Source organism: Methylobacter sp. S3L5C (assembly GCF_022788635.1).
GTDB lineage: Bacteria > Pseudomonadota > Gammaproteobacteria > Methylococcales > Methylomonadaceae > Methylobacter_C.
The window spans coordinates 3,141,628-3,159,505 of the sequence record NZ_CP076024.1; the positions used below are offsets into that span (position 1 = coordinate 3,141,628).

The window sequence follows — 17,878 nt, forward strand, 5'->3', positions numbered from 1 at the left end:
GAGCCAGTAATACCGAAGGGCAATCTTACTGGCTTCTACATCAATTACGTAAAGGCTTCGAGATCCATTTGATGTGGCCTGGTTTATTTGACGTCTTCGGTAGTTAACTGAGCGAGTGGTTTATTCTTATATTCCCCGGTCAGCGTTTTGAGGAAAGCAACTATTTTTCCAATTTCATCACCGGTAAAGTCCTTGTCGACTTGAACCTTACCCATAATCCGAACGGCATCGGCGAGATTGTCAACCGAACCATCGTGAAAATAAGGGTGAGTCAGTTCTATATTACGCAATAGGGGTACTTTGAAAAAATAGCGGTCTTTTTCCTGTTTGGTGACGTTGAAACGACCATTATCAACGTCTGTTAATTTGCCTCCGCGCAGTTTGAAATAATCTTGTTTGACACCCATTTTTTCGTAAGATAATCCACCGAGTACCGGGCCGAAGTGGCAGGAGGCGCAATTCGCTTTAAACAAGTTGTATCCAGCCTTTTCATCCTTTGTTAGAACGTCTTGTTTACCGCGTAGATACTCATCGAAACGGGCATTGGGCGTTACCAGTGATTGTTCAAAAACAGCAATCGCATCGGTCACTGTCGTTTTAGTCAGACCTAGTGCCGGGTAAAGTTTGTTAAAAGTATTTTGATAGTCACTGGCTTGCTTAAGTTTTTCGACAACGTTATCCCATTGCGCGCCCATTTCCATAGGATTGGCTACAGGACCTGCGGCTTGTTCCTGAAGGTCTTTGGCACGGCCATCCCAGAATTGAGCGATGTTGTACATTGCATTATAGATGGTCGGAGAATTGATTGGCCCCTGTTGCCCGCGAATGCCGGTGGACACTTTTGCCTGATCGGTGCCGCCCCGAGTTAAATCGTGGCAGGAAGCGCAATTTAAGGTGTCGTCTCCCGACAGTAGGCGATCGTGGAAGAGTTTGTCACCTAGAGCGACTTTGTCCGGATTGAGGTCAACCTTTAATGGAATCGGTTGTATGGGTTCGCCTTTTAGCGTTTTTGCAGAGTCAAGACTCCAGGACGATTTTGCCCGCTCCTCGGCAATCCAAGTCAGGATGATTGCTTTTTCATCATCGTTTAAATTGTCCGTCCAGTGCATTAGCAGGAATTGTGCGGGCGGCATACTGCCGTTGTTAATAACCTTTTCCAATCTGGCTAGCATTAGCGGGGTAAAAGCTTCTGCACCGCTGTAAATCTCTTTAGATAAAATCAGCCTAGCCCCTGCTTCCTCGATATCTTTTGCCATGAGTTGTTTGGCTATTGGCAGTTCTGAATAGAACGGCAGTCGGGTCATGCCGGGTGAATGACAATCCACACATTTATTCTGTAAAATCTGAGTAACTTTGATGAAATTATCGGATTTCCCGGAAACAGGCAAAATCGGCTTATTTTTACCCGTCAAACCAATCAGGTTGGAAACGGGAAAAAATAAAACTAGGGCCAGAAGTAATAGTAAAAATAAGGGTAATTTTTTCATGTATGCTTAAGATGTTTATTGGTTGAGAATATACGGCTTGCTCAAGAGCCATTACTATAGATTCGGTAACTCATGAAATACAAATGATTGTCCTAAAAAGCGACTGTTTATTGACAATGCATTCAATTGTACTCACCGGGCCTATTTTTTGTCTTTAAGCTCGTTGTCTTCAGGGCAGCCAAAATTTTTGGCGGTGTAAGACAAGATTAAAATGGCAATACTGAGCAGGGCAATGGCAACAGTGATGCTCAGTAGTAAATAAAGATGAAAACTATCAGCCACTTTTTGTACGTCAATAACTAAATGGCGTGATAATGCGGTAATGGCGATATAAATCAGAAACTGTACCGGTAGTCGACGAGTTTTAAAGTAGGTACCGACCATAGCACCTAATTCAAGGTAAATAAATAATAACAGTATTTCTTCAAGGCTGGCATGTCCTGATTTCATCATCGCGATATAGTCATAAACAGCAGACCAGACTATCGTGGCACCTATGCCAAATAATGCGAGATAGTGAAAGCTATCGACCAGGATGTCGCCAATTTTATGAATAATAACCGTCTTATTGTGCATGGATTACCTTAGGCTTTAATCTGACTGGTTGTGTAAGGCTGTCGGTAGTAGTTATGCCAGTTTTTGCAGACTACTTTTTGCGGTTGCAATGTTGATTAATTTACTGACTTCATGGGCAGTATTATCTGATACATTGGGCAATGCAGAGAATTCAGCAACGCCGGTAGTTACTTCAACAGCCAGATCTTTGTGCGCTTTGATATGCTCCAGGATTTCATGCTTTACTTGTGCAGCAATTTCCTCGGCTTTTTTCAAGGGCGAACCCGGCATGGCAATAAGAAAATCCTGATTATCCATTCTCGCTGCAATATCAACACCCAGTCTGATATTTTCTTTAAAGCAGTCGACGACGCTACGTAATAGAGCCTCCATTTCATAAGCCGGTAAAGGGTTACCGGATTTAAAATCTTTTAAGCTGATAAAAAGAATGGAAAAAGGAAAGCCGTTACGTTTGGAGTTATCCACTTTTTCCTGTAGGCGGCCCAACATGGTTTCTTTGGTGATTAATTGTGTTATCGGATCTAAATCAATATGTTCTTTATCCCAGGTTTCTTGGGCTTCCAGTCTAAGTACGTTGATAATGCCTAATGAGCAGGCCAGTAATAATCCAAGTATCCAGGTAAAATACCACATAATAATCTCCTAATAAGCGGTATGGTCGTTTTGATGAATGTGTTCTACCGTTATTTTGCCGCGCAACACACGGAACACCCAAGTGGTGTAAGTAATAACAACAGGCAAAAGAATCACCGTCACCCAGAACATGATTTTTAAGGTACCAAGGCTGGAACTGGCATCCCATATGGTTAAAGAGCTGTTGATGGCAGAACTTGACGGTATCAGAAAAGGAAACATGGACACGCCGGCGGTTAAAATAACGGCGGCCAAGGTTAATGAGCTGGTTATAAATGCCAAACCCGGACGCCCGATTGTTGATAGCGCCATGGTTAATGCTCCAGCACAAAATGCCAAGCCGGGAACCGCCCACAACAGCGGATAATGCGCATAGTTATCCAGCCATAAGCCCGTTTCTTTATTGACTATTTTTGCCAGTGGGTTAGATGGTGCGTTAGGTAAAACGTCACTGCTGATCTGGTAGCCATCAATATTGGCAATCCAGATGCCCGCCAGAGCAAAAATGACCAGTGTTATTATGGCAAAAATAGCGACTACTTTTTTACAACGACGATTAATATCGCCGGTGGTCTTGATTTGTAAAAATACTGCACCGTGCATAACTATCATGGATAAGCTAACAAGCCCGGCTGCCAAGGCAAACGGGTTTAATAAGGCCCAGAATGAACCGGTGTAAAAAATACGCATATCGTTGTCAAAATAAAACGGTACACCTTTTAATAAATTGCCAAAGGCCACGCCAAAAATTAACGCAGGGACAAAGCCACCGACAAACAAGGCGATATCCCAGTTGTTGCGCCATTTTTGGCTGGGTAATTTACTCCGGTAATCAAAGCCTATCGGCCGCATAAATAACGCAAACAAGGTTAACAGCAAGGCAAAATAAAATCCTGAAAATGCCACGGAATAGGCTACGGGCCAGGCTGCAAATAAGGACGCGCCGGCAGTGACAAACCAAACCTGATTACCTTCCCAGGTAGCGCCGATAGAGTTAATAATCACACGGCGTTCGGTATCATTTTTACCTAAAAAAGGTAGCAAGATGGCGACGCCCAGGTCAAAGCCGCCGGTAATGGCAAAGCCGATCAATAAGGCACCTAAAAATCCCCACCAGATCAAGCGCATGGTTTCATAATCAAACATCATGGTGTGACTCCTGAAGCAATTTCAAAATGGTAACGGCCTTTATGCAGGCTGCTGGGGCCTAACTTGATAAATTTAAGCATCAAGAACATTTCGATGACCAAAAATACCGTATATAAGCCGATATAACCAGCCAGGCTAAGATATAAATCCAGTTCGGTTAAGGAGGATGCACTTAAAAAGGTCGGTAAAATTTCTGCAATTGTCCAGGGTTGTCGGCCAAATTCGGCGACAAACCAACCCATTTCGCAGGCAATCCAGGGTAACGGCATCATCAAAAGACTGGCACGTAATAACCAGGTTTGCCGGCATTTTCGAATGGAACTGGCAATAACGGCCATAACAAATATCACCAGCATAATAAAGCCGCAAACGACCATGATCCGAAAGGTCCAGAATAACGGTACGACTCTGGGCAGCGAATATTGTGCGGCCGACTCTATTTGTGCCTCAGTCGCATCAACGACCTTATCCGTATAACGTTTGAGTAACAAGCCATAGCCCAGGTCTTGTTTATAGCGGTCAAATTCTGCCAGGGTAATTGCATTCCTGTTACCGGCTCTTATTGTTTGCAACGCGGCGTAAGCTTTGATGCCCTCACGTACCCGTAAACGATTTTTTTCCAGAATTTCCGATAATCCGGTGATGGGTTCATCAATAGAGCGCGTACCGATCAGGCCAAGTACCCAGGGAATTTTTACCGCATAACGTGTTTCCATGGTTTCCTGATCAGGAATACCGATTACGGTAAATGCTGCCGGCGGTAGTTCGGTGTGCCATTCGGCTTCAATCGCAGCGAGTTTGGCTTTTTGTACCTCGCCATCGGTATAGCCACTTTCATCACCTAAAATAATGACTGACAAGACGGCGGCCAGACCAAAACCTGCCGCAATGGTATAAGAGCGTTGTGCAAAAGCGGCATCACGACCTTTTAACATGTAATAAGCACTGATGCCGAGTACAAAAGCAGAGGCAGTTGTGTAACCTGCAGCAACGGTATGAACAAATTTAACCTGGGCAGACGGATTAAATAACAGCGAGCCAAAGCTGGAAAGTTCCATGCGCATGGTTTCATAATTAAAGTCGGCGCCGACCGGATTTTGCATCCAGCCATTAGCGACCAGAATCCATAATGCGGATAAATTGGAGCCTAAAGCCACCAGCCAGGTCACTGTCAAATGTTGGCCTTTACCGAGTTTATCCCAGCCAAAGAAAAACAGGCCGACAAAAGTCGATTCCAGAAAAAATGCCATCAAGCCTTCAATGGCCAGCGGCGCACCAAAAACATCACCGACATAATGTGAAAAGTAGGACCAGTTCATGCCAAATTGAAATTCCATGGTCAAGCCGGTCGTCACGCCCAAGGCAAAATTTATCCCGAATAATTTCCCCCAAAACTGGGTCATATCCTTGTAAATTTCTTTGCCGGTCATGACATAGGTTGATTCCATAATCGCCAGTAAAAACGATAAGCCCAAGGTCAAAGGAACAAACAAAAAATGGTATAAAGAGGTTACTGCAAATTGCCAACGAGATAAATCAACGACGGCTTCTGAAATCATAAACTTCCCCTGTGAGTTGCCGTTCTGTAAGCCAGAACCTGAGGTAAACAACAGTAAATACAAAGTAAATCAACACGTTTTGTGTGTAAATTAAATGTCTTGTTAAAAGCATACTTTTTGTCCGGGTTTACCCTGACTAATTAGTATTGTATGCTAGGGTTAATTTATGTTATTGTCTAGCAATATTAACAAATACTAATATATATTTTTGCTTTCACGGTGCCTTTATCTGATCAAGTGCAGGTTAATGATTTTTTCGTTGTTCAGGGTATGTGCCGATTCACTTTAATGGGGATGTCAATTGACAGCACGTCAATTGAAAAATGTAACGCACGTAGTAATAACTATAAATAAGGAGAATAATCATGGCTCGTATTGTAATTTTAGGTGCCGGTATTGGTGGCGTACCAATGGCTTATGAAATGAAGGAAACCGTAGGAAAAAAACACGATGTTATTGTGATTTCCGACTCACCTACTTTTCATTTTGTACCTTCAAATCCTTGGGTTCCACCACGATGGCGAACACCGGAAGACTTAAAGATTGAGTTGGCGCCGGTGATGAAAAAGAAAGGTATTGAATTCATTCAAAAAGCGGCAGAAAAAGTTGATCCGTTTAATAATCAGGTTCAGTTGGTCGATGGTTCAGCCGTTGCTTACGACTTTTTGATTATAGCGACAGGACCGCGACTGGCCTTTGATGAAATTCCCGGCTTGGGACCTGACGGTTTTACTTCATCCGTCTGTCATGTTGACCATGCCGCTGTGGCTGCAGAAGATTGGGACAGATTTATGGAGAATCCGGGGCCGATTGTTATCGGTGCAGTACAAGGAGCTTCTTGCTATGGTCCTGCGTATGAATACTTAATGATTATGGAAACGGAATTACGCAATAAAAAAGTACGCGATAAAGTACCGATGACTTTTGTTACCTCAGAACCTTATATCGGCCATTTAGGTTTAGGGGGTGTTGGCGATACTAAAGGTTTGATGGAAAGTGCCTTGCGTGAGAAGTCCATTAAATGGATAACGAATGCCAAGGTCGATAAAGTTGAATCCGGCATGATGTTTGTAACTGAAGTTGATGAAGACGGCAACGACAAGAAAAAACATGAGCTGCCTTTTAAGCATTCAATGATGCTGCCGGCCTTTACCGGCGTTGATGCGGTGCGTCATGTCGGTGTTGAAGGGCTGGTCAATCCGCGCGGCTTTGTGTTGGTGGATGAGCACCAGCGTAACGCAACATTTAAAAATATCTATTCCGTTGGTGTTTGTATTGCCATTCCGCCAATAGAAAAGACACCCGTGCCGGTCGGTGTTCCAAAAACCGGTTATATGATTGAATCAATGGTGACTACCACCGCACACAATATTGCCGATGAACTGGCAGGTAAAGAACCAACACATGTAGCCACATGGAATGCTTTGTGCCTGGCTGATTTTGGTGATTCCGGAGTGGCTTTTCTGGCTATGCCCCAAATTCCTCCGCGTAACACAACTTGGTCTGCGGAAGGTAAATGGGTGCATCTGGCTAAAATCGGTTTCGAGAAGTACTTCATGCGTAAAATACGCAAAGGTATCAGTGAGCCTTATTATGAAAAGTTAATGCTCAAATTAATGGGCGTAGTACGCATAAAAGGTGAATAAGATGAGTATTGATAGAATCGTGTTTGCTGTTGCCGGCAGTTTTATCCTGATCAGTTTGTTGCTGGCACATTATCATTCTGATTTGTGGCTATGGTTTACGGCTTTTGTTGGCGCTAATTTGTTGCAATCAGCCTTTACGGGGTTTTGTCCGATGGCAATGCTGCTTAAAAAGTTGGGTGTCAAGCCGGGTTGTGCTTTCTGATTACGTACAGTTTTATATAAGTTTTCGGCGAAAAACACGGTTATATTTTTCACCACGAAGACACGAAGAGAAACATGATCCTTCGTGCTCTTCGTGCCTTCGTGGTGAATAAAAAATATCAACAGACTTTTAACAGGTATTGTTAAACCTGACACATGTACGTGAAGATTATGCTTAAAATAATAAAAAACAGTTTGGCATTAAGTCTGTTACCGGTACTGTTGCTATCAGGCTTGTCGTCAGTCGTAGCCGATCCTGTTACTAAAAGTGCTGTCGATAAAGCGACGCCGGAAAAATTAACCAGCCAATCTTTTACGCTGGATCAGGCCATTGACTATGCAATCGCCAATAATCCTGACTTGCAAATCGCCATTGAACGCATCAATCAGGCTCAAGCCCAATTAGGTGTGGCACTGTCTGCATTCTATCCGCAAGTAACGGCCAGAGTGGGTTATGAAACATCCAACAATCCGGCTCAGGTCTTTTCGATGATTGTCTCGCAAAGAGATTTTGAACCCAATAACATCAATTATATTAATAATCCGGGTTACCGACAAAATTTTCGTCCTGAAATCATAGGAAAACTGTCGCTGTTCCGTGGTGGTCAGGATTATCAAAATAGTAAAGCGGCGGAGTTGGGCATAGACGCTGCCGAGTTTGAGCGCTCAACCGTTCATAACGCCTTGATTGAAGCGGTAACGGCTTCTTATTATGCTTATTTGGCCTCTATAGAAGCGCAAAAAGTCGCCCAGGACTCTATTTCCGCAATCACCAGTGAGTTAAATCAAACAAAACGACAGTACGAAGCCGGAACCGTACTTAAATCAGATGTATTATCACTGGAAGTAAAATTGGCTGAAGTAGAGGATGCCAAAATCAGGGCAACCAACGGTATTGAATTATCCAAAGCCGGAATCGCCAACTTGCTGGGCTTGTCCAGTTATCAAGCTTTTACGGTCGCACCGTCAGCTTCGCTGTTAACCAAGCCCAAGTTGACAGGATCGTTTAATGATTTGCTTGAACTTGCCATGACGCAGCGTCCTGAAGTAAAAGCTGCCGCCAAACAAGTAGAAATTAGTTTACGCAAGTTAAAAAGTGAGCAGGGCGCTTATTTACCCAAGGCCGATGCTTATGTCAGTTACGGGCAAAATAGCCAAGCGCCCGGATTTTCCGGTAACAAAGATAATGTTACCGCTGGCGTTACTGTCGAAATGGATTTGTTTTCAGGATTTAGTACCCAACAACGGGTTAGTGCGGCAGAGCGAAAAGCCGCCGAAGTTAGGGAAATAGAAAGAAAAACCAGGCTGGGTATTGAGCAGGAAGTAAAAATTGCCTATTTAAAATTGCAGGAAGGTTTGGCGCGTTTGCGTGTTACCGAAGTCTCGGTGCTCGCCGCCGACGAGGCCTTACGGCTGGTAAATGAAGAAAGACGCGCTGAAGTGGTTACGGTCACCCGTTATATCGAATCGGAAGTTGCCAGAAATAAAGCGCAATCGAATACTATCGCAGCGCATTACGATGCCCTGAGTGCAGAAGCGGCATTAAAAAAAGCGGTCGGCGACTGGAAATAACAGCGATTTTTCGTAGCCCCAATGATTTATCCAAAATACAGGAGTTCTCATGTCACAACCTGAACACAAAAACCGTAACAAAATTATCGCTATTGCCATCGCCGTTTTAGCCTTGATTTTGTTGCTGCTTTACATTCAAGGGACTTTTGTCAGTAAAGTATCGCCCGGCTTAAGCCCACTGGTTAACGATGTAAATACCCCCAAAAGCGAAACTGCCGTGGTTGAAAAAAAACAGGTTGACGATATTCTTAACTGGCCTGGCACGGTAAGATCAAGAATCGTGGCTAATATTGCTCCCAAAATGACAGCCCGCATTATCGAGATTAAGGTTCATGCCAGCGATAAAGTTAAAAAAGGCGAGGTGATTGCCATTCTGGATGAGCGTGATATCAGGGCGCAGGAAAATGTCGCCCTTGCCGCACTTGCCGGTGCAACTGCGCAAGCCGGTCGTGCCAAAGCAGACGAGCAACGGATCAAAAGCTTGTACAGTAAAGAAGCTGCAACCCGTGAAAATTTTGATGCCGTCGTCGCCCGTGCAAAAGAGGCGCAAGCGGCAGTCAGTCAGGCAACCAGTAAGCTAAGTGAAGTCAGAACCCATTTGGCTGATACGCTATTACTGGCACCATTTGATGGCACTGTTGTCAAGCGCCTTAAAGAGCCCGGTGACATGGGTTTGCCCGGTGTGCCGGTGGTCACATTACAGATACCACAAGGTTTAAGGCTTGAAGCCGACGTACCCGGCACTTGTGCCGTACGTTATCGTACGGGCATGGAGGTTAGGGTACTTATTGATACCTTGGGCCAAACGGTTACGGCTCAAGTCGACGAAATTAGTCCTGATGTTGACCCGCAAACCCGCACCCGATTGATTAAAATTGCCTTGCCGGCAATGGCAGGTTTGCAAGCGGGATCTTTTGGTTGGCTGGAACAAGCTTGCGGCCAACATGACGCTTTATTGATTCCCGTCAGCGCAGTGCAGCAGATTGGTCAACTGGAAGTGGTTACGGTCTGGTCAGAAGGCCGGCAGCTTATGCGCCATATCAGAACAGCCAAAACTTTTGGCAACAGGATTGAAGTTATTTCCGGTTTACACGCTGGTGAAATCGTCATCGTTAATCCACCGCAGGTACCATAATGGACGAACTGCAAAATCAAAAACCGAAACGTGGCTTGACGACCAAGATTGTCGAAATTTTTACCACCTCACAGTTATCCATTTTATTTCTGATTATTTCGCTGTTGGCTGGAGCTGCAGCACTGGTTCTTACACCACGTGAAGAAGATCCACAGATTGTCGTGCCGGTTATGGATGTGCTGATTGAATATCCGGGGGCTTCCAGCGAAGAAGTTGAAAAGCTGGTGTCGACACCGCTGGAGGTTTTGCTCAAACAAATTGAAGGTGTGGAATATGTCTATTCCATCTCCAAGCCCGGTGCGGCGATGGTTACCGTGCGTTATTTTGTCGGCCAGGATTTTGAAGACAGTCTGGTTAAAACCTGGGATCGGCTTATGTCCAACCAGAACCTTATTCCACCGGGGGTTACGCACTGGAAAGTAAGTCCTGTAGAAATTGATAACGTGCCTATCGTGTTACTGACACTTTCTGCACAGAATAATAATTATGATTCTATGGCATTACGCCGCATTGCCGATGAGCTGATTATTTCTCTAAGAAGTGTGGGCGATGTGGGTAAAAGTTGGGTGGTTGGCGGCGAACAACGCCAAGTCTCCATTTATGCCAACCCGGCCAGTCTTGCCGCGCATGGCGTAACGCTGATTGAAGTGACTCAGGCGCTGGCCAATGCCAATGTTAATTTGCAAGCGGGTAGCTTTGAAAGTAATAATCGTGAAATTTTACTGGAAGCCGGCCCGCATTTTAGTTCATCACCAGAAGTGGGCGCGACCGTTATAAAAAGTGTTGCCGGACGTCCTGTTTATCTGCGGGATGTGGCGCGTATTGAAGATGGCCCGGCAGATGTCGACCATTACACGCGTATCGGCTTTGGCCCTGCTGTCGATGAAATGCCTACGATTGGCAAAGCTACCGGTAACCAGCCGCAAGTCGGGCAAGAACGGCCAATGGTCACTATTGCCGTTGCCAAACGTAAAGGCAGTAATGCCGTTCATGTTGCCGAAGCCGTTATTGCCAACGCAGAAAAAATGCACGGCACGCTGATTCCCGAAGATGTTTTGTTAACCGTTACCCGTGATTATGGCGAAACCGCTAACGATAAAGTGAACGAACTGGTTAAACATTTAAGCTTTGCCATCGTCATTATCGTGGTGTTACTGGCTTTTTCGTTGGGGCTGAAAGAGTCATTTATTGTGTCCATTGCCGTACCGATGACCTTGGCGCTGACTTTGTTACTGGATTATATTTCCGGTTACACCATTAATCGCGTTACTCTGTTTGCCTTGATTCTATCGTTGGGCTTATTGGTGGATGATCCGATAGTGGATGTTGAAAATATCCACAGGCACTATAAATTACGCAAAGAATCACCGCTGGAAGCGCTATTGACGGCGGTCGATGAAGTCAGGCCGCCGACTATTTTGGCGACTTTTACAGTGATTGTGTCATTTCTGCCGATGTTTTATATCACCGGCATGATGGGCCCCTATATGGCACCCATGGCTTTTAACGTGCCGATCGCCATGATTGTCTCGTTAATTGTGGCTTTTACTGTCACTCCTTGGGCCAGCTTCAAACTACTGCAAAGCGAATATCACAAGCATAGCGACGAAGCACCGGAAGTACTCGAAAAAATCTTTATCTATCGGACCTATCGCGCGGCCCTGGGCCCGCTGCTAGCGACTCCGAGGCGTGCCAAATTATTTTTACTCATTGTGCTGATAGCCTTTGTAGGTTCAACCATGCTGGCTATTACTCGCGCCGTGCCGCTTAAATTATTGCCTTTTGATAATAAAAACGAATTGCAAATCATGATCGATATGCCGCGTGGCTCAACCCTGGAAAAAACCGATGAAGTTGCGCGTGCCTTGGGTAGTTATTTGGCGACAGTCAATGAAGTGACTGATTATCAAACCTATACCGGCCTTGCTGCACCGATGGATTTTAACGGCATGGTTCGCCATTATTATCTACGCAGTGGTGGTTATGTGGGTGAAGTCAGAATTAATTTATTAGCTAAAGATAAGCGCGAGCAACAGTCGCATGAAATCGCTTTACGCATTCGTTCTGACATAGAAAAAATTGGTAAGCAATACGGCGCCAACCTTAAAATTGTTGAAATTCCGCCAGGGCCACCGGTGCTTTCCGGTCTGGTTGCTGAAATCTATGGCCCGCCTGAAGCGACTATTGACAGTTTGATAGCAGTATCCAAGCGGGTTAGAGCCGATATGGAAAAAACCGAAGGCGTAGTCGATGTGGATGATTTTTCCGAAGCGCAGCATGATAAAGTGCATTTTCAGTTAAATCGGGAAAAAGCGGCCTTGTCGGGTGTCAGTGTTGCGCAAGTTGCAGAAACGCTGCGTATCGCTTTGGCGGGTCAAACTGTGGGTATCGTACATGCGGACAGAGAGCGCCAACCCCTGGAAATTAACCTGCAATTACCGCGTGCGCTACGTTCATCTATTGCCGATTTATTGGCATTACGGGTAAAAATAGATCAAGGTGAACTAATACCCTTAAGTGAGCTAGGCACCGCTACCCTGGAAAACGAAGATCAGCCTATTTATCATAAAAATCTGCAACGGGTCAGTTACGTCATTGCCGAAATGGCAGGACGCAGTCCGGTAGAAGCCGTTTTTGATCTTAATGATACGTTTGCCGAACGCCCATTGCCGCCGGGTTATCGCGCCGAATTAGCGGGGGAGGGCGAATGGAAAATTACTGTTGATGTCTTTCGTGACCTTGGACTTGCTTTTGCAGCCGCGTTAGTGATGATTTATGTTTTATTGGTCGGGCAAACCGGATCACTGACCGTACCACTGGTTATGATGATCGCCATTCCCTTAACGGTGATTGGCATCATGCCGGGATTTTGGTTGCTGAACCAGTTTATGGCGACACCTGTTGCAGGTTATCCCAACCCGATTTATTTCACCGCCACCGCCATGATAGGTATGATTGCTTTGGCGGGTATTGTTGTGCGCAACTCCATTATCCTGATCGACTTTATCGAACGCATTCGTGCCCGTGCCGATGTAACGCTTGCCGATGCGCTGATTGAAGCGGGTGCGATTCGCTTACGGCCTATCTTTCTGACTGCGGGAGCGGCCATGTTCGGTGCCTTTGTAATTATTCTTGATCCGATATTTTCAGGACTGGCCTGGAGCTTTATCTTTGGTATTTTTGCCTCGACTTTATTCTCACTGTTGGTAATTCCGGTGGTTTATTTTTTGATTAACAAGGAAAAGGAAGTAAGTAACAAATAATAAATAAATTTTTTCTGGTTGCCAAGATCTTAATTGGGAGCCGTTAAGTTACGTAACAACAGCTAAAGTTCCTATTAATTATGAATCGTACATTTGCTAACATCATCATCGACATCATTGCGGCACTTCTACTCTTAGGTATGATTACGACAGGATACATATTGCGTTTTCCGTTGCCACCAAGTAGCAACAAAACCTTGAGTTTGTGGGGTTATACCCGTCATCAATGGGGCGATGGCCATTTCTGGATCAGTCTGGGGCTTTTGATAATCCTTATTATTCATTTGGTTTTACATTGGAATTGGATAGTTACCGTAATAGGTAAACGCTGTCATTTGTTACAAACTGCGCACCCTTCACTAATTCGCAGTGGAATATTAACAGGTGGTATAGTTATCTGTCTTATGACGATTTTTGCTTGGACTGCTGAAAATAGCGTTAAAGAAATAGCCGGTCCAATGCGAGGAAAACACTTGGGGCATAGGGGGAATGCTGATCCGGTTAACGAATCTTTAACCACTTTGCCGATACACAATAGTATTGATCAACAAGCTGTAGGGTTATGGAAAGATATCTACCCAATATTCGAGAACAATTGCCTGTCATGCCATGGTCCACAAAAACAGTTAGCTAATTTTCGTGTTGATCGCCGGGAAGATTTCTTCGGAAGTAATGGGCGATCACCTTTAATTTTACCGGGACAGGGCGCTGCAAGTCCGTTAATTGCTATTGTATCCGGGATAAGAAAGGACATGCCGATGGCTAATGTACATAAGCTTTCTGAACAAGATGTTTTGAAACTGAAAGCCTGGATAGATTCGGGAGCAGAGTGGACGGTAAAAAGCTGAGGTTGGGAAATAAGCCTGACAGGTCAGGCATGCTTTCCATGCCGGATATTTAGCGGTCGTTTATAGAACTGATAATCGGTTTACTCACAGATATTTTATTAATGAAGCCTGTCCAACAGTGGCTCTTAAGTAACAGGCTTATTTTTTTAATCATAGGTAAGTTATCAAGGCAAACACATGAATATCTGGAGAATTTAAACATACGGGATAAAATTCCTATAGACTTTCTACTCAGCAACGCTGTTTCCATATTAGCACGAACTTTATTTAGAGCTTCCCTAACGTGGCTTTAATAAATAGATTTTCTCCTGTAAACGATTCAGTCCCTGAGCTTGAAGTTGGGGATATTCATCCAGTACGTCTTGTTTGCAGAGTAGTATGATTTCATGATCTTCCTGATAAAGGTCGCGAATCTCGTTTTCACTGACGGAAAAAGGCGGACCATTCATTTCTTTTTGTTCATAGTCAAATGTCATCAGTAAAGTTTTCACGTTATCCGGCAAAATGTTTTTTAAATGTTGAACGTATTGTTGACGGAGTTCGACAGGCAAGGCAACCAGTGAAGCACGATCAAAAACACAGGCTATGTCCTGAACCTGATCGCTATTAATATTGAAAAAATCACCTTGAAGAATGACCAAACTATCGGCTTCCCAACGGCAAAAGTTATCTTGTTGAACGATTTCAGGATTTAAACTGCTTTCAGTAAAAAAATCGCGTACAGCAAGCGGGCTTATTTCGACGCCAAGAACCCGGTATCCTTGTCCGCATAGCCATAACATATCGCGGGTTTTTCCACATAACGGAACCAATACACGGCAATGTTTGGTAGCGTTTAAATGCTGCCAATACGATTTAAGATGACTATTGATTTCCTGTTGGTGAAAACCAATTTTATTTTTTTCCCAACTTTCAAGCCAGAATTCAGTATTCATAATAGCGGCCTCACCAGTGATTGAAAATGCTGTATAAGTGGGTAGTAAAATCAAAGTCCGTCGTTACACGGACAAAGAAAAAGAAGTTATCTAGCAACTTCCTCATTTGTATGTCAAACAAAGTTAGTTTGCCATAGATGATATTTTCTCGGTACTAAACTGGTGTTGTTCAATAAATCGAATTATTGGTGATAAAAGTTTTTCATGACGGCCATCAGCAGTCATTCCGGACTTACAGCAATAACTATTAAAGAGCGGCAATTAAATATTCCCCAAACTATCTGTGTTGGCACGAGAGTTTTTGAACAACATCGACAACTCGTATCGGAATCGCTATTCAATACTGCTCTGGGAAATTTTCAATATTTAACGCTGACTTAGCTTTTTGATAGAGTCAAGATACCTTTAATGCCAACCACCGTATTGTGTCGTCGGATCACCTCGCCAGCCAGTAGTGGTTTTATTCGCATCAGGCGTATGTACGGTATCTTCCGCAGCGCGGATCATATTAACACGAGTATACCCCCCCATTGTTTTCGCTACTTTAGCAATTGCCGTTGTTGATGGATTAATAAAATATTTCGTAATCGTGTCATCAATAACAGCAGTGACTAGTTTTTCTGCGCTTGAGTCAGAAGAAAACGTTAACAGAATTGGTAAAACCGTATTGGCTGGAATTTCCACGCGGAAATGGCTATTGTCCACCGCCACATGGGTAATGATACGATCGCTTTCATCAGTCACTTTAACTATACCCGTTTTAATCGCACCTTTGTCATTGCTAACAATACCCTCTATAAAAGTCGCTTGTGTGTATTTTTTTGCCATAGATTGACTCACCTTCGCAGTTTTTTGACCTTGATCACAACCAGTGATCAAGAAACAGCTTAAGTTCACCAGTAATAATGAAAATAAAATTTTATGCTTCATAATAGCTCTCAATAATTCCTAGTGATATAGGAAAGTATACTAAATTAAGTAACAATACCTTCGCCAAAATTTAAGCTGCTCTTGCATGAATCTTACCTATTTCTTCGGCTTTGGAAGATACGGTAGTCGATTAAAAATGTGTCATCATTCTTGCAATACCTTCGTCAAAAAATTACCCCTCGAACATAGAAAACATAGGATGTTTAACTTATTGATAGTACGTGTTTATATTAAAAACTATGTCAGCAAAATGCCCAATCGAATTATTAATAACTAATGCCATTGCCTCATTATTATGAATCATTAGGTTACAAACGAAAAATTGGCGAAGGTATTGTACAAACCATCAATGCGATAATATAAATTATCGCAACTAATTGATTTTATGGACTTGCACTGTTTTGTAGAGACTATCTAAAATCCTATGAAACAATTCTGTCGATTGTTTAAACTCACCCAATAGTGGTTATACCATTACTTGTTCAAATTAGTTTTGTAGGAATAACCGCTATCTATCCATGCAGAAATGCCACCTGGCGCACGGTATACATTGGTGTAGCCTAGTTTTTTTGCCCAAGATGCCGCATTATGTGAGCGGCCACATTTGGTAAGACCGCAATAAGTGACGATTTTCTTGTTTTTATCAGCGCCCAGCAAGACACGATAATCCTCTTGCGTAAAACTATCAGGCATCGCTATATCTTTTTCCCAATTACCCGAGTGATTAGATTGAAAACCGAAATGCCGTGCGCCATCAATATAAGCCAGATTGTATTCTTCGGTAGGGTGTGCGTCGATTAGTACAAAGTTTTCTTTGGCATCAATCATTTGTTTAAGCTCAGCCACGCTCAAAAGTTTATAACTACCTTGCATGGTTTCTGTGGCTACTTTAAGCGCCACCGCTTCAATGTCAGTTTCTTTTAACAAACTATTGCCCGCCAACGCGCCATTAGTCACAAACAGGCATAAAACTATCAGGATACGGTACATTTTTTTCATCATCTTTCCTTGGCTATTAGTTTTTTAAGTGTGTCAAGTGGATCCCCAAGTAGCAAGAAAACCGTTCCAATAAATGGGTGTCAATTGGTATAGAGAATTAACCAAAAACAGACGAGAATTCATTCAAAATTGCGGGCAGGAATGCAATTATAATTCCTGCATACGAATCCTGTGGAGGATAATAGACCATACTCGCTCCAGAGGATAAGGAGGCGAGCATGTTTGAACGGTTATTAACTAACTCTACCGACTTCTGTCGCGGCGGGTACTTCAATTAGCCGGCCTGATTTAACGTCGTAGATGTAACCGTAAATGGGGATGTCGGAAGGAACCAGCGGATGATTTTTAATGCGGGTTACATCTTCAAAAACGCTTTGTTCCTGGTCTTTAATGGTCAACCAGTCGATATATTTGCCTTCTGCTGAACCTGGACCTTCGCAGCAATCATGCCAGCCGTTGGCATCGACGGAGGCAGTTTTTAAGCTGCTGCCTAACAGGCCGCGCATGATATCGTCGGTAAACGTTTCCATGCCGCAGTCGGTATGATGAACGACAAACCATTCGCGGGTTCCCAGTAATTTATAGGAGATAACCAAAGAACGAATGGCGTCCTCACTGGCTCGGCCGCCAGCATTACGAATTACGTGGGCATCACCTTCAGATAAGCCCGCATATTTGGCGGGATCCAAACGGGCATCCATACAGGTTAAAATCGCAAAATGTCTTCCGGGAGGCATAGGTAAAGCACCTTTGTCACCAAAATCATTCGCGTAATCTCTGTTTGCCGCTAAAACTTCATTAAGAATTTTACCCATAAACACCTCTCATTATTATTGTTGGGCCATAAAAAAACCGCTTGCTCCTGATCATTAAGGAATGAAAAAGACCAAGCGGCAATTAGAACAACTATCTCCAGTTCAAAGTTTACTCCAATAAAGCATGGTT

General features: G+C 43.8%; 15 protein-coding genes and 1 pseudogene. 7 read left to right on the forward strand and 9 right to left on the reverse strand.

Annotation, left to right across the window (positions count from 1 at the left end; genetic code table 11):
- Positions 1-83: 83 nt before the first annotated feature.
- From KKZ03_RS14060 to KKZ03_RS14085, 5 genes are all read right to left on the reverse strand, one after another.
- Complete coding sequence (locus KKZ03_RS14060) at positions 84-1,487, reverse strand: cytochrome c peroxidase (RefSeq protein ID WP_243217451.1); 1,404 nt, start codon at positions 1,485-1,487, stop codon at positions 84-86.
- 141 nt (positions 1,488-1,628) lie between these two features.
- Entirely contained in the window at positions 1,629-2,063 is a 435-nt protein-coding gene (locus tag KKZ03_RS14065; protein ID WP_243217452.1) for a phosphate-starvation-inducible protein PsiE, read from the reverse strand.
- 51 nt (positions 2,064-2,114) lie between these two features.
- A complete protein-coding gene (cydX, locus tag KKZ03_RS14070) occupies positions 2,115-2,696 on the reverse strand; it encodes a cytochrome bd-I oxidase subunit CydX (RefSeq protein ID WP_371744737.1) in 582 nt (193 codons plus the stop codon).
- A gap of 9 nt (positions 2,697-2,705) precedes the next feature.
- Complete coding sequence (gene cydB, locus KKZ03_RS14080; RefSeq protein WP_305852353.1) at positions 2,706-3,845, reverse strand: cytochrome d ubiquinol oxidase subunit II; 1,140 nt, start codon at positions 3,843-3,845, stop codon at positions 2,706-2,708.
- On the reverse strand, positions 3,842-5,404 hold the full coding sequence (locus KKZ03_RS14085) for a cytochrome ubiquinol oxidase subunit I (RefSeq protein WP_243217453.1): 1,563 nt from the start codon (positions 5,402-5,404) through the stop codon (positions 3,842-3,844). Before KKZ03_RS14085 ends, cydB begins: the two co-directional genes overlap by 4 nt.
- A gap of 365 nt (positions 5,405-5,769) precedes the next feature.
- On the opposite strand from KKZ03_RS14085, the gene KKZ03_RS14090 reads away from it, so the two are divergent.
- The 6 genes from KKZ03_RS14090 (at position 5,770) to KKZ03_RS14115 (ending at position 14,069) form a co-directional block, all read left to right on the forward strand.
- Positions 5,770-7,050 carry an NAD(P)/FAD-dependent oxidoreductase gene (locus KKZ03_RS14090; RefSeq protein ID WP_243217454.1) on the forward strand — a complete coding sequence of 427 codons (1,281 nt, stop codon included), beginning with the start codon at positions 5,770-5,772 and terminating at the stop codon, positions 7,048-7,050.
- A gap of 1 nt (position 7,051) precedes the next feature.
- Positions 7,052-7,252: a DUF2892 domain-containing protein gene (locus KKZ03_RS14095; RefSeq protein WP_243217455.1), complete on the forward strand. Its 201-nt coding sequence runs from the start codon at positions 7,052-7,054 to the stop codon at positions 7,250-7,252.
- A gap of 170 nt (positions 7,253-7,422) precedes the next feature.
- On the forward strand, positions 7,423-8,823 hold the full coding sequence (locus tag KKZ03_RS14100; protein ID WP_243217456.1) for a TolC family protein: 1,401 nt from the start codon (positions 7,423-7,425) through the stop codon (positions 8,821-8,823).
- Positions 8,824-8,872: 49 nt separating this feature from the next.
- Positions 8,873-9,958 (forward strand): efflux RND transporter periplasmic adaptor subunit, encoded by a 1,086-nt coding sequence (locus tag KKZ03_RS14105; protein WP_243217457.1) that lies wholly within the window; start codon positions 8,873-8,875, stop codon positions 9,956-9,958.
- Complete coding sequence (locus tag KKZ03_RS14110; RefSeq protein ID WP_243217458.1) at positions 9,958-13,221, forward strand: efflux RND transporter permease subunit; 3,264 nt, start codon at positions 9,958-9,960, stop codon at positions 13,219-13,221. Before KKZ03_RS14105 ends, KKZ03_RS14110 begins: the two co-directional genes overlap by 1 nt.
- 80 nt (positions 13,222-13,301) lie before the next feature.
- A complete protein-coding gene (locus KKZ03_RS14115; RefSeq protein ID WP_243217459.1) occupies positions 13,302-14,069 on the forward strand; it encodes a DUF4405 domain-containing protein in 768 nt (255 codons plus the stop codon).
- 278 nt (positions 14,070-14,347) lie between these two features.
- Here KKZ03_RS14115 and KKZ03_RS14120 read toward each other — a convergent pair whose 3' ends face one another.
- Positions 14,348-15,004 carry a thiopurine S-methyltransferase gene (locus tag KKZ03_RS14120; protein WP_243217460.1) on the reverse strand — a complete coding sequence of 219 codons (657 nt, stop codon included), beginning with the start codon at positions 15,002-15,004 and terminating at the stop codon, positions 14,348-14,350.
- A gap of 257 nt (positions 15,005-15,261) precedes the next feature.
- On the opposite strand from KKZ03_RS14120, the pseudogene KKZ03_RS14125 reads away from it, so the two are divergent.
- A pseudogene (locus KKZ03_RS14125) lies at positions 15,262-15,385 on the forward strand (IS1595 family transposase); the annotation flags it as partial.
- A gap of 24 nt (positions 15,386-15,409) precedes the next feature.
- Here the strand turns inward: KKZ03_RS14125 and KKZ03_RS14130 are convergent.
- The 3 genes from KKZ03_RS14130 to KKZ03_RS14140 form a co-directional block, all read right to left on the reverse strand.
- Entirely contained in the window at positions 15,410-15,934 is a 525-nt protein-coding gene (locus KKZ03_RS14130) for a hypothetical protein (RefSeq protein WP_243217461.1), read from the reverse strand.
- Between the two features lie 474 nt (positions 15,935-16,408).
- Complete coding sequence (locus KKZ03_RS14135) at positions 16,409-16,936, reverse strand: rhodanese-like domain-containing protein (protein WP_243217462.1); 528 nt, start codon at positions 16,934-16,936, stop codon at positions 16,409-16,411.
- A 230-nt stretch (positions 16,937-17,166) separates the two neighbouring features.
- Positions 17,167-17,748, reverse strand: coding sequence for a carbonic anhydrase (locus KKZ03_RS14140; RefSeq protein WP_243217463.1), 582 nt, complete (start codon positions 17,746-17,748; stop codon positions 17,167-17,169).
- Positions 17,749-17,878 lie beyond the last annotated feature (130 nt).

What these genes read in the sequence shown, in the direction of transcription:
- KKZ03_RS14140 (WP_243217463.1), bottom strand. Translation starts at nt 17,748, where the DNA reads ATGGGTAAAATTCTTAATGAAGTTTTAGCGGCAAACAGAGATTACGCG.
- KKZ03_RS14105 (WP_243217457.1), top strand. Translation starts at nt 8,873, where the DNA reads ATGTCACAACCTGAACACAAAAACCGTAACAAAATTATCGCTATTGCC.
- KKZ03_RS14095 (WP_243217455.1), top strand. Translation starts at nt 7,052, where the DNA reads ATGAGTATTGATAGAATCGTGTTTGCTGTTGCCGGCAGTTTTATCCTG.
- cydX (WP_371744737.1), bottom strand. Translation starts at nt 2,696, where the DNA reads ATGTGGTATTTTACCTGGATACTTGGATTATTACTGGCCTGCTCATTA.
- KKZ03_RS14120 (WP_243217460.1), bottom strand. Translation starts at nt 15,004, where the DNA reads ATGAATACTGAATTCTGGCTTGAAAGTTGGGAAAAAAATAAAATTGGT.
- KKZ03_RS14100 (WP_243217456.1), top strand. Translation starts at nt 7,423, where the DNA reads ATGCTTAAAATAATAAAAAACAGTTTGGCATTAAGTCTGTTACCGGTA.
- KKZ03_RS14130 (WP_243217461.1), bottom strand. Translation starts at nt 15,934, where the DNA reads ATGAAGCATAAAATTTTATTTTCATTATTACTGGTGAACTTAAGCTGT.
- KKZ03_RS14135 (WP_243217462.1), bottom strand. Translation starts at nt 16,936, where the DNA reads ATGATGAAAAAAATGTACCGTATCCTGATAGTTTTATGCCTGTTTGTG.
- KKZ03_RS14090 (WP_243217454.1), top strand. Translation starts at nt 5,770, where the DNA reads ATGGCTCGTATTGTAATTTTAGGTGCCGGTATTGGTGGCGTACCAATG.
- cydB (WP_305852353.1), bottom strand. Translation starts at nt 3,845, where the DNA reads ATGATGTTTGATTATGAAACCATGCGCTTGATCTGGTGGGGATTTTTA.
- KKZ03_RS14115 (WP_243217459.1), top strand. Translation starts at nt 13,302, where the DNA reads ATGAATCGTACATTTGCTAACATCATCATCGACATCATTGCGGCACTT.
- KKZ03_RS14110 (WP_243217458.1), top strand. Translation starts at nt 9,958, where the DNA reads ATGGACGAACTGCAAAATCAAAAACCGAAACGTGGCTTGACGACCAAG.
- KKZ03_RS14085 (WP_243217453.1), bottom strand. Translation starts at nt 5,404, where the DNA reads ATGATTTCAGAAGCCGTCGTTGATTTATCTCGTTGGCAATTTGCAGTA.
- KKZ03_RS14065 (WP_243217452.1), bottom strand. Translation starts at nt 2,063, where the DNA reads ATGCACAATAAGACGGTTATTATTCATAAAATTGGCGACATCCTGGTC.
- KKZ03_RS14060 (WP_243217451.1), bottom strand. Translation starts at nt 1,487, where the DNA reads ATGAAAAAATTACCCTTATTTTTACTATTACTTCTGGCCCTAGTTTTA.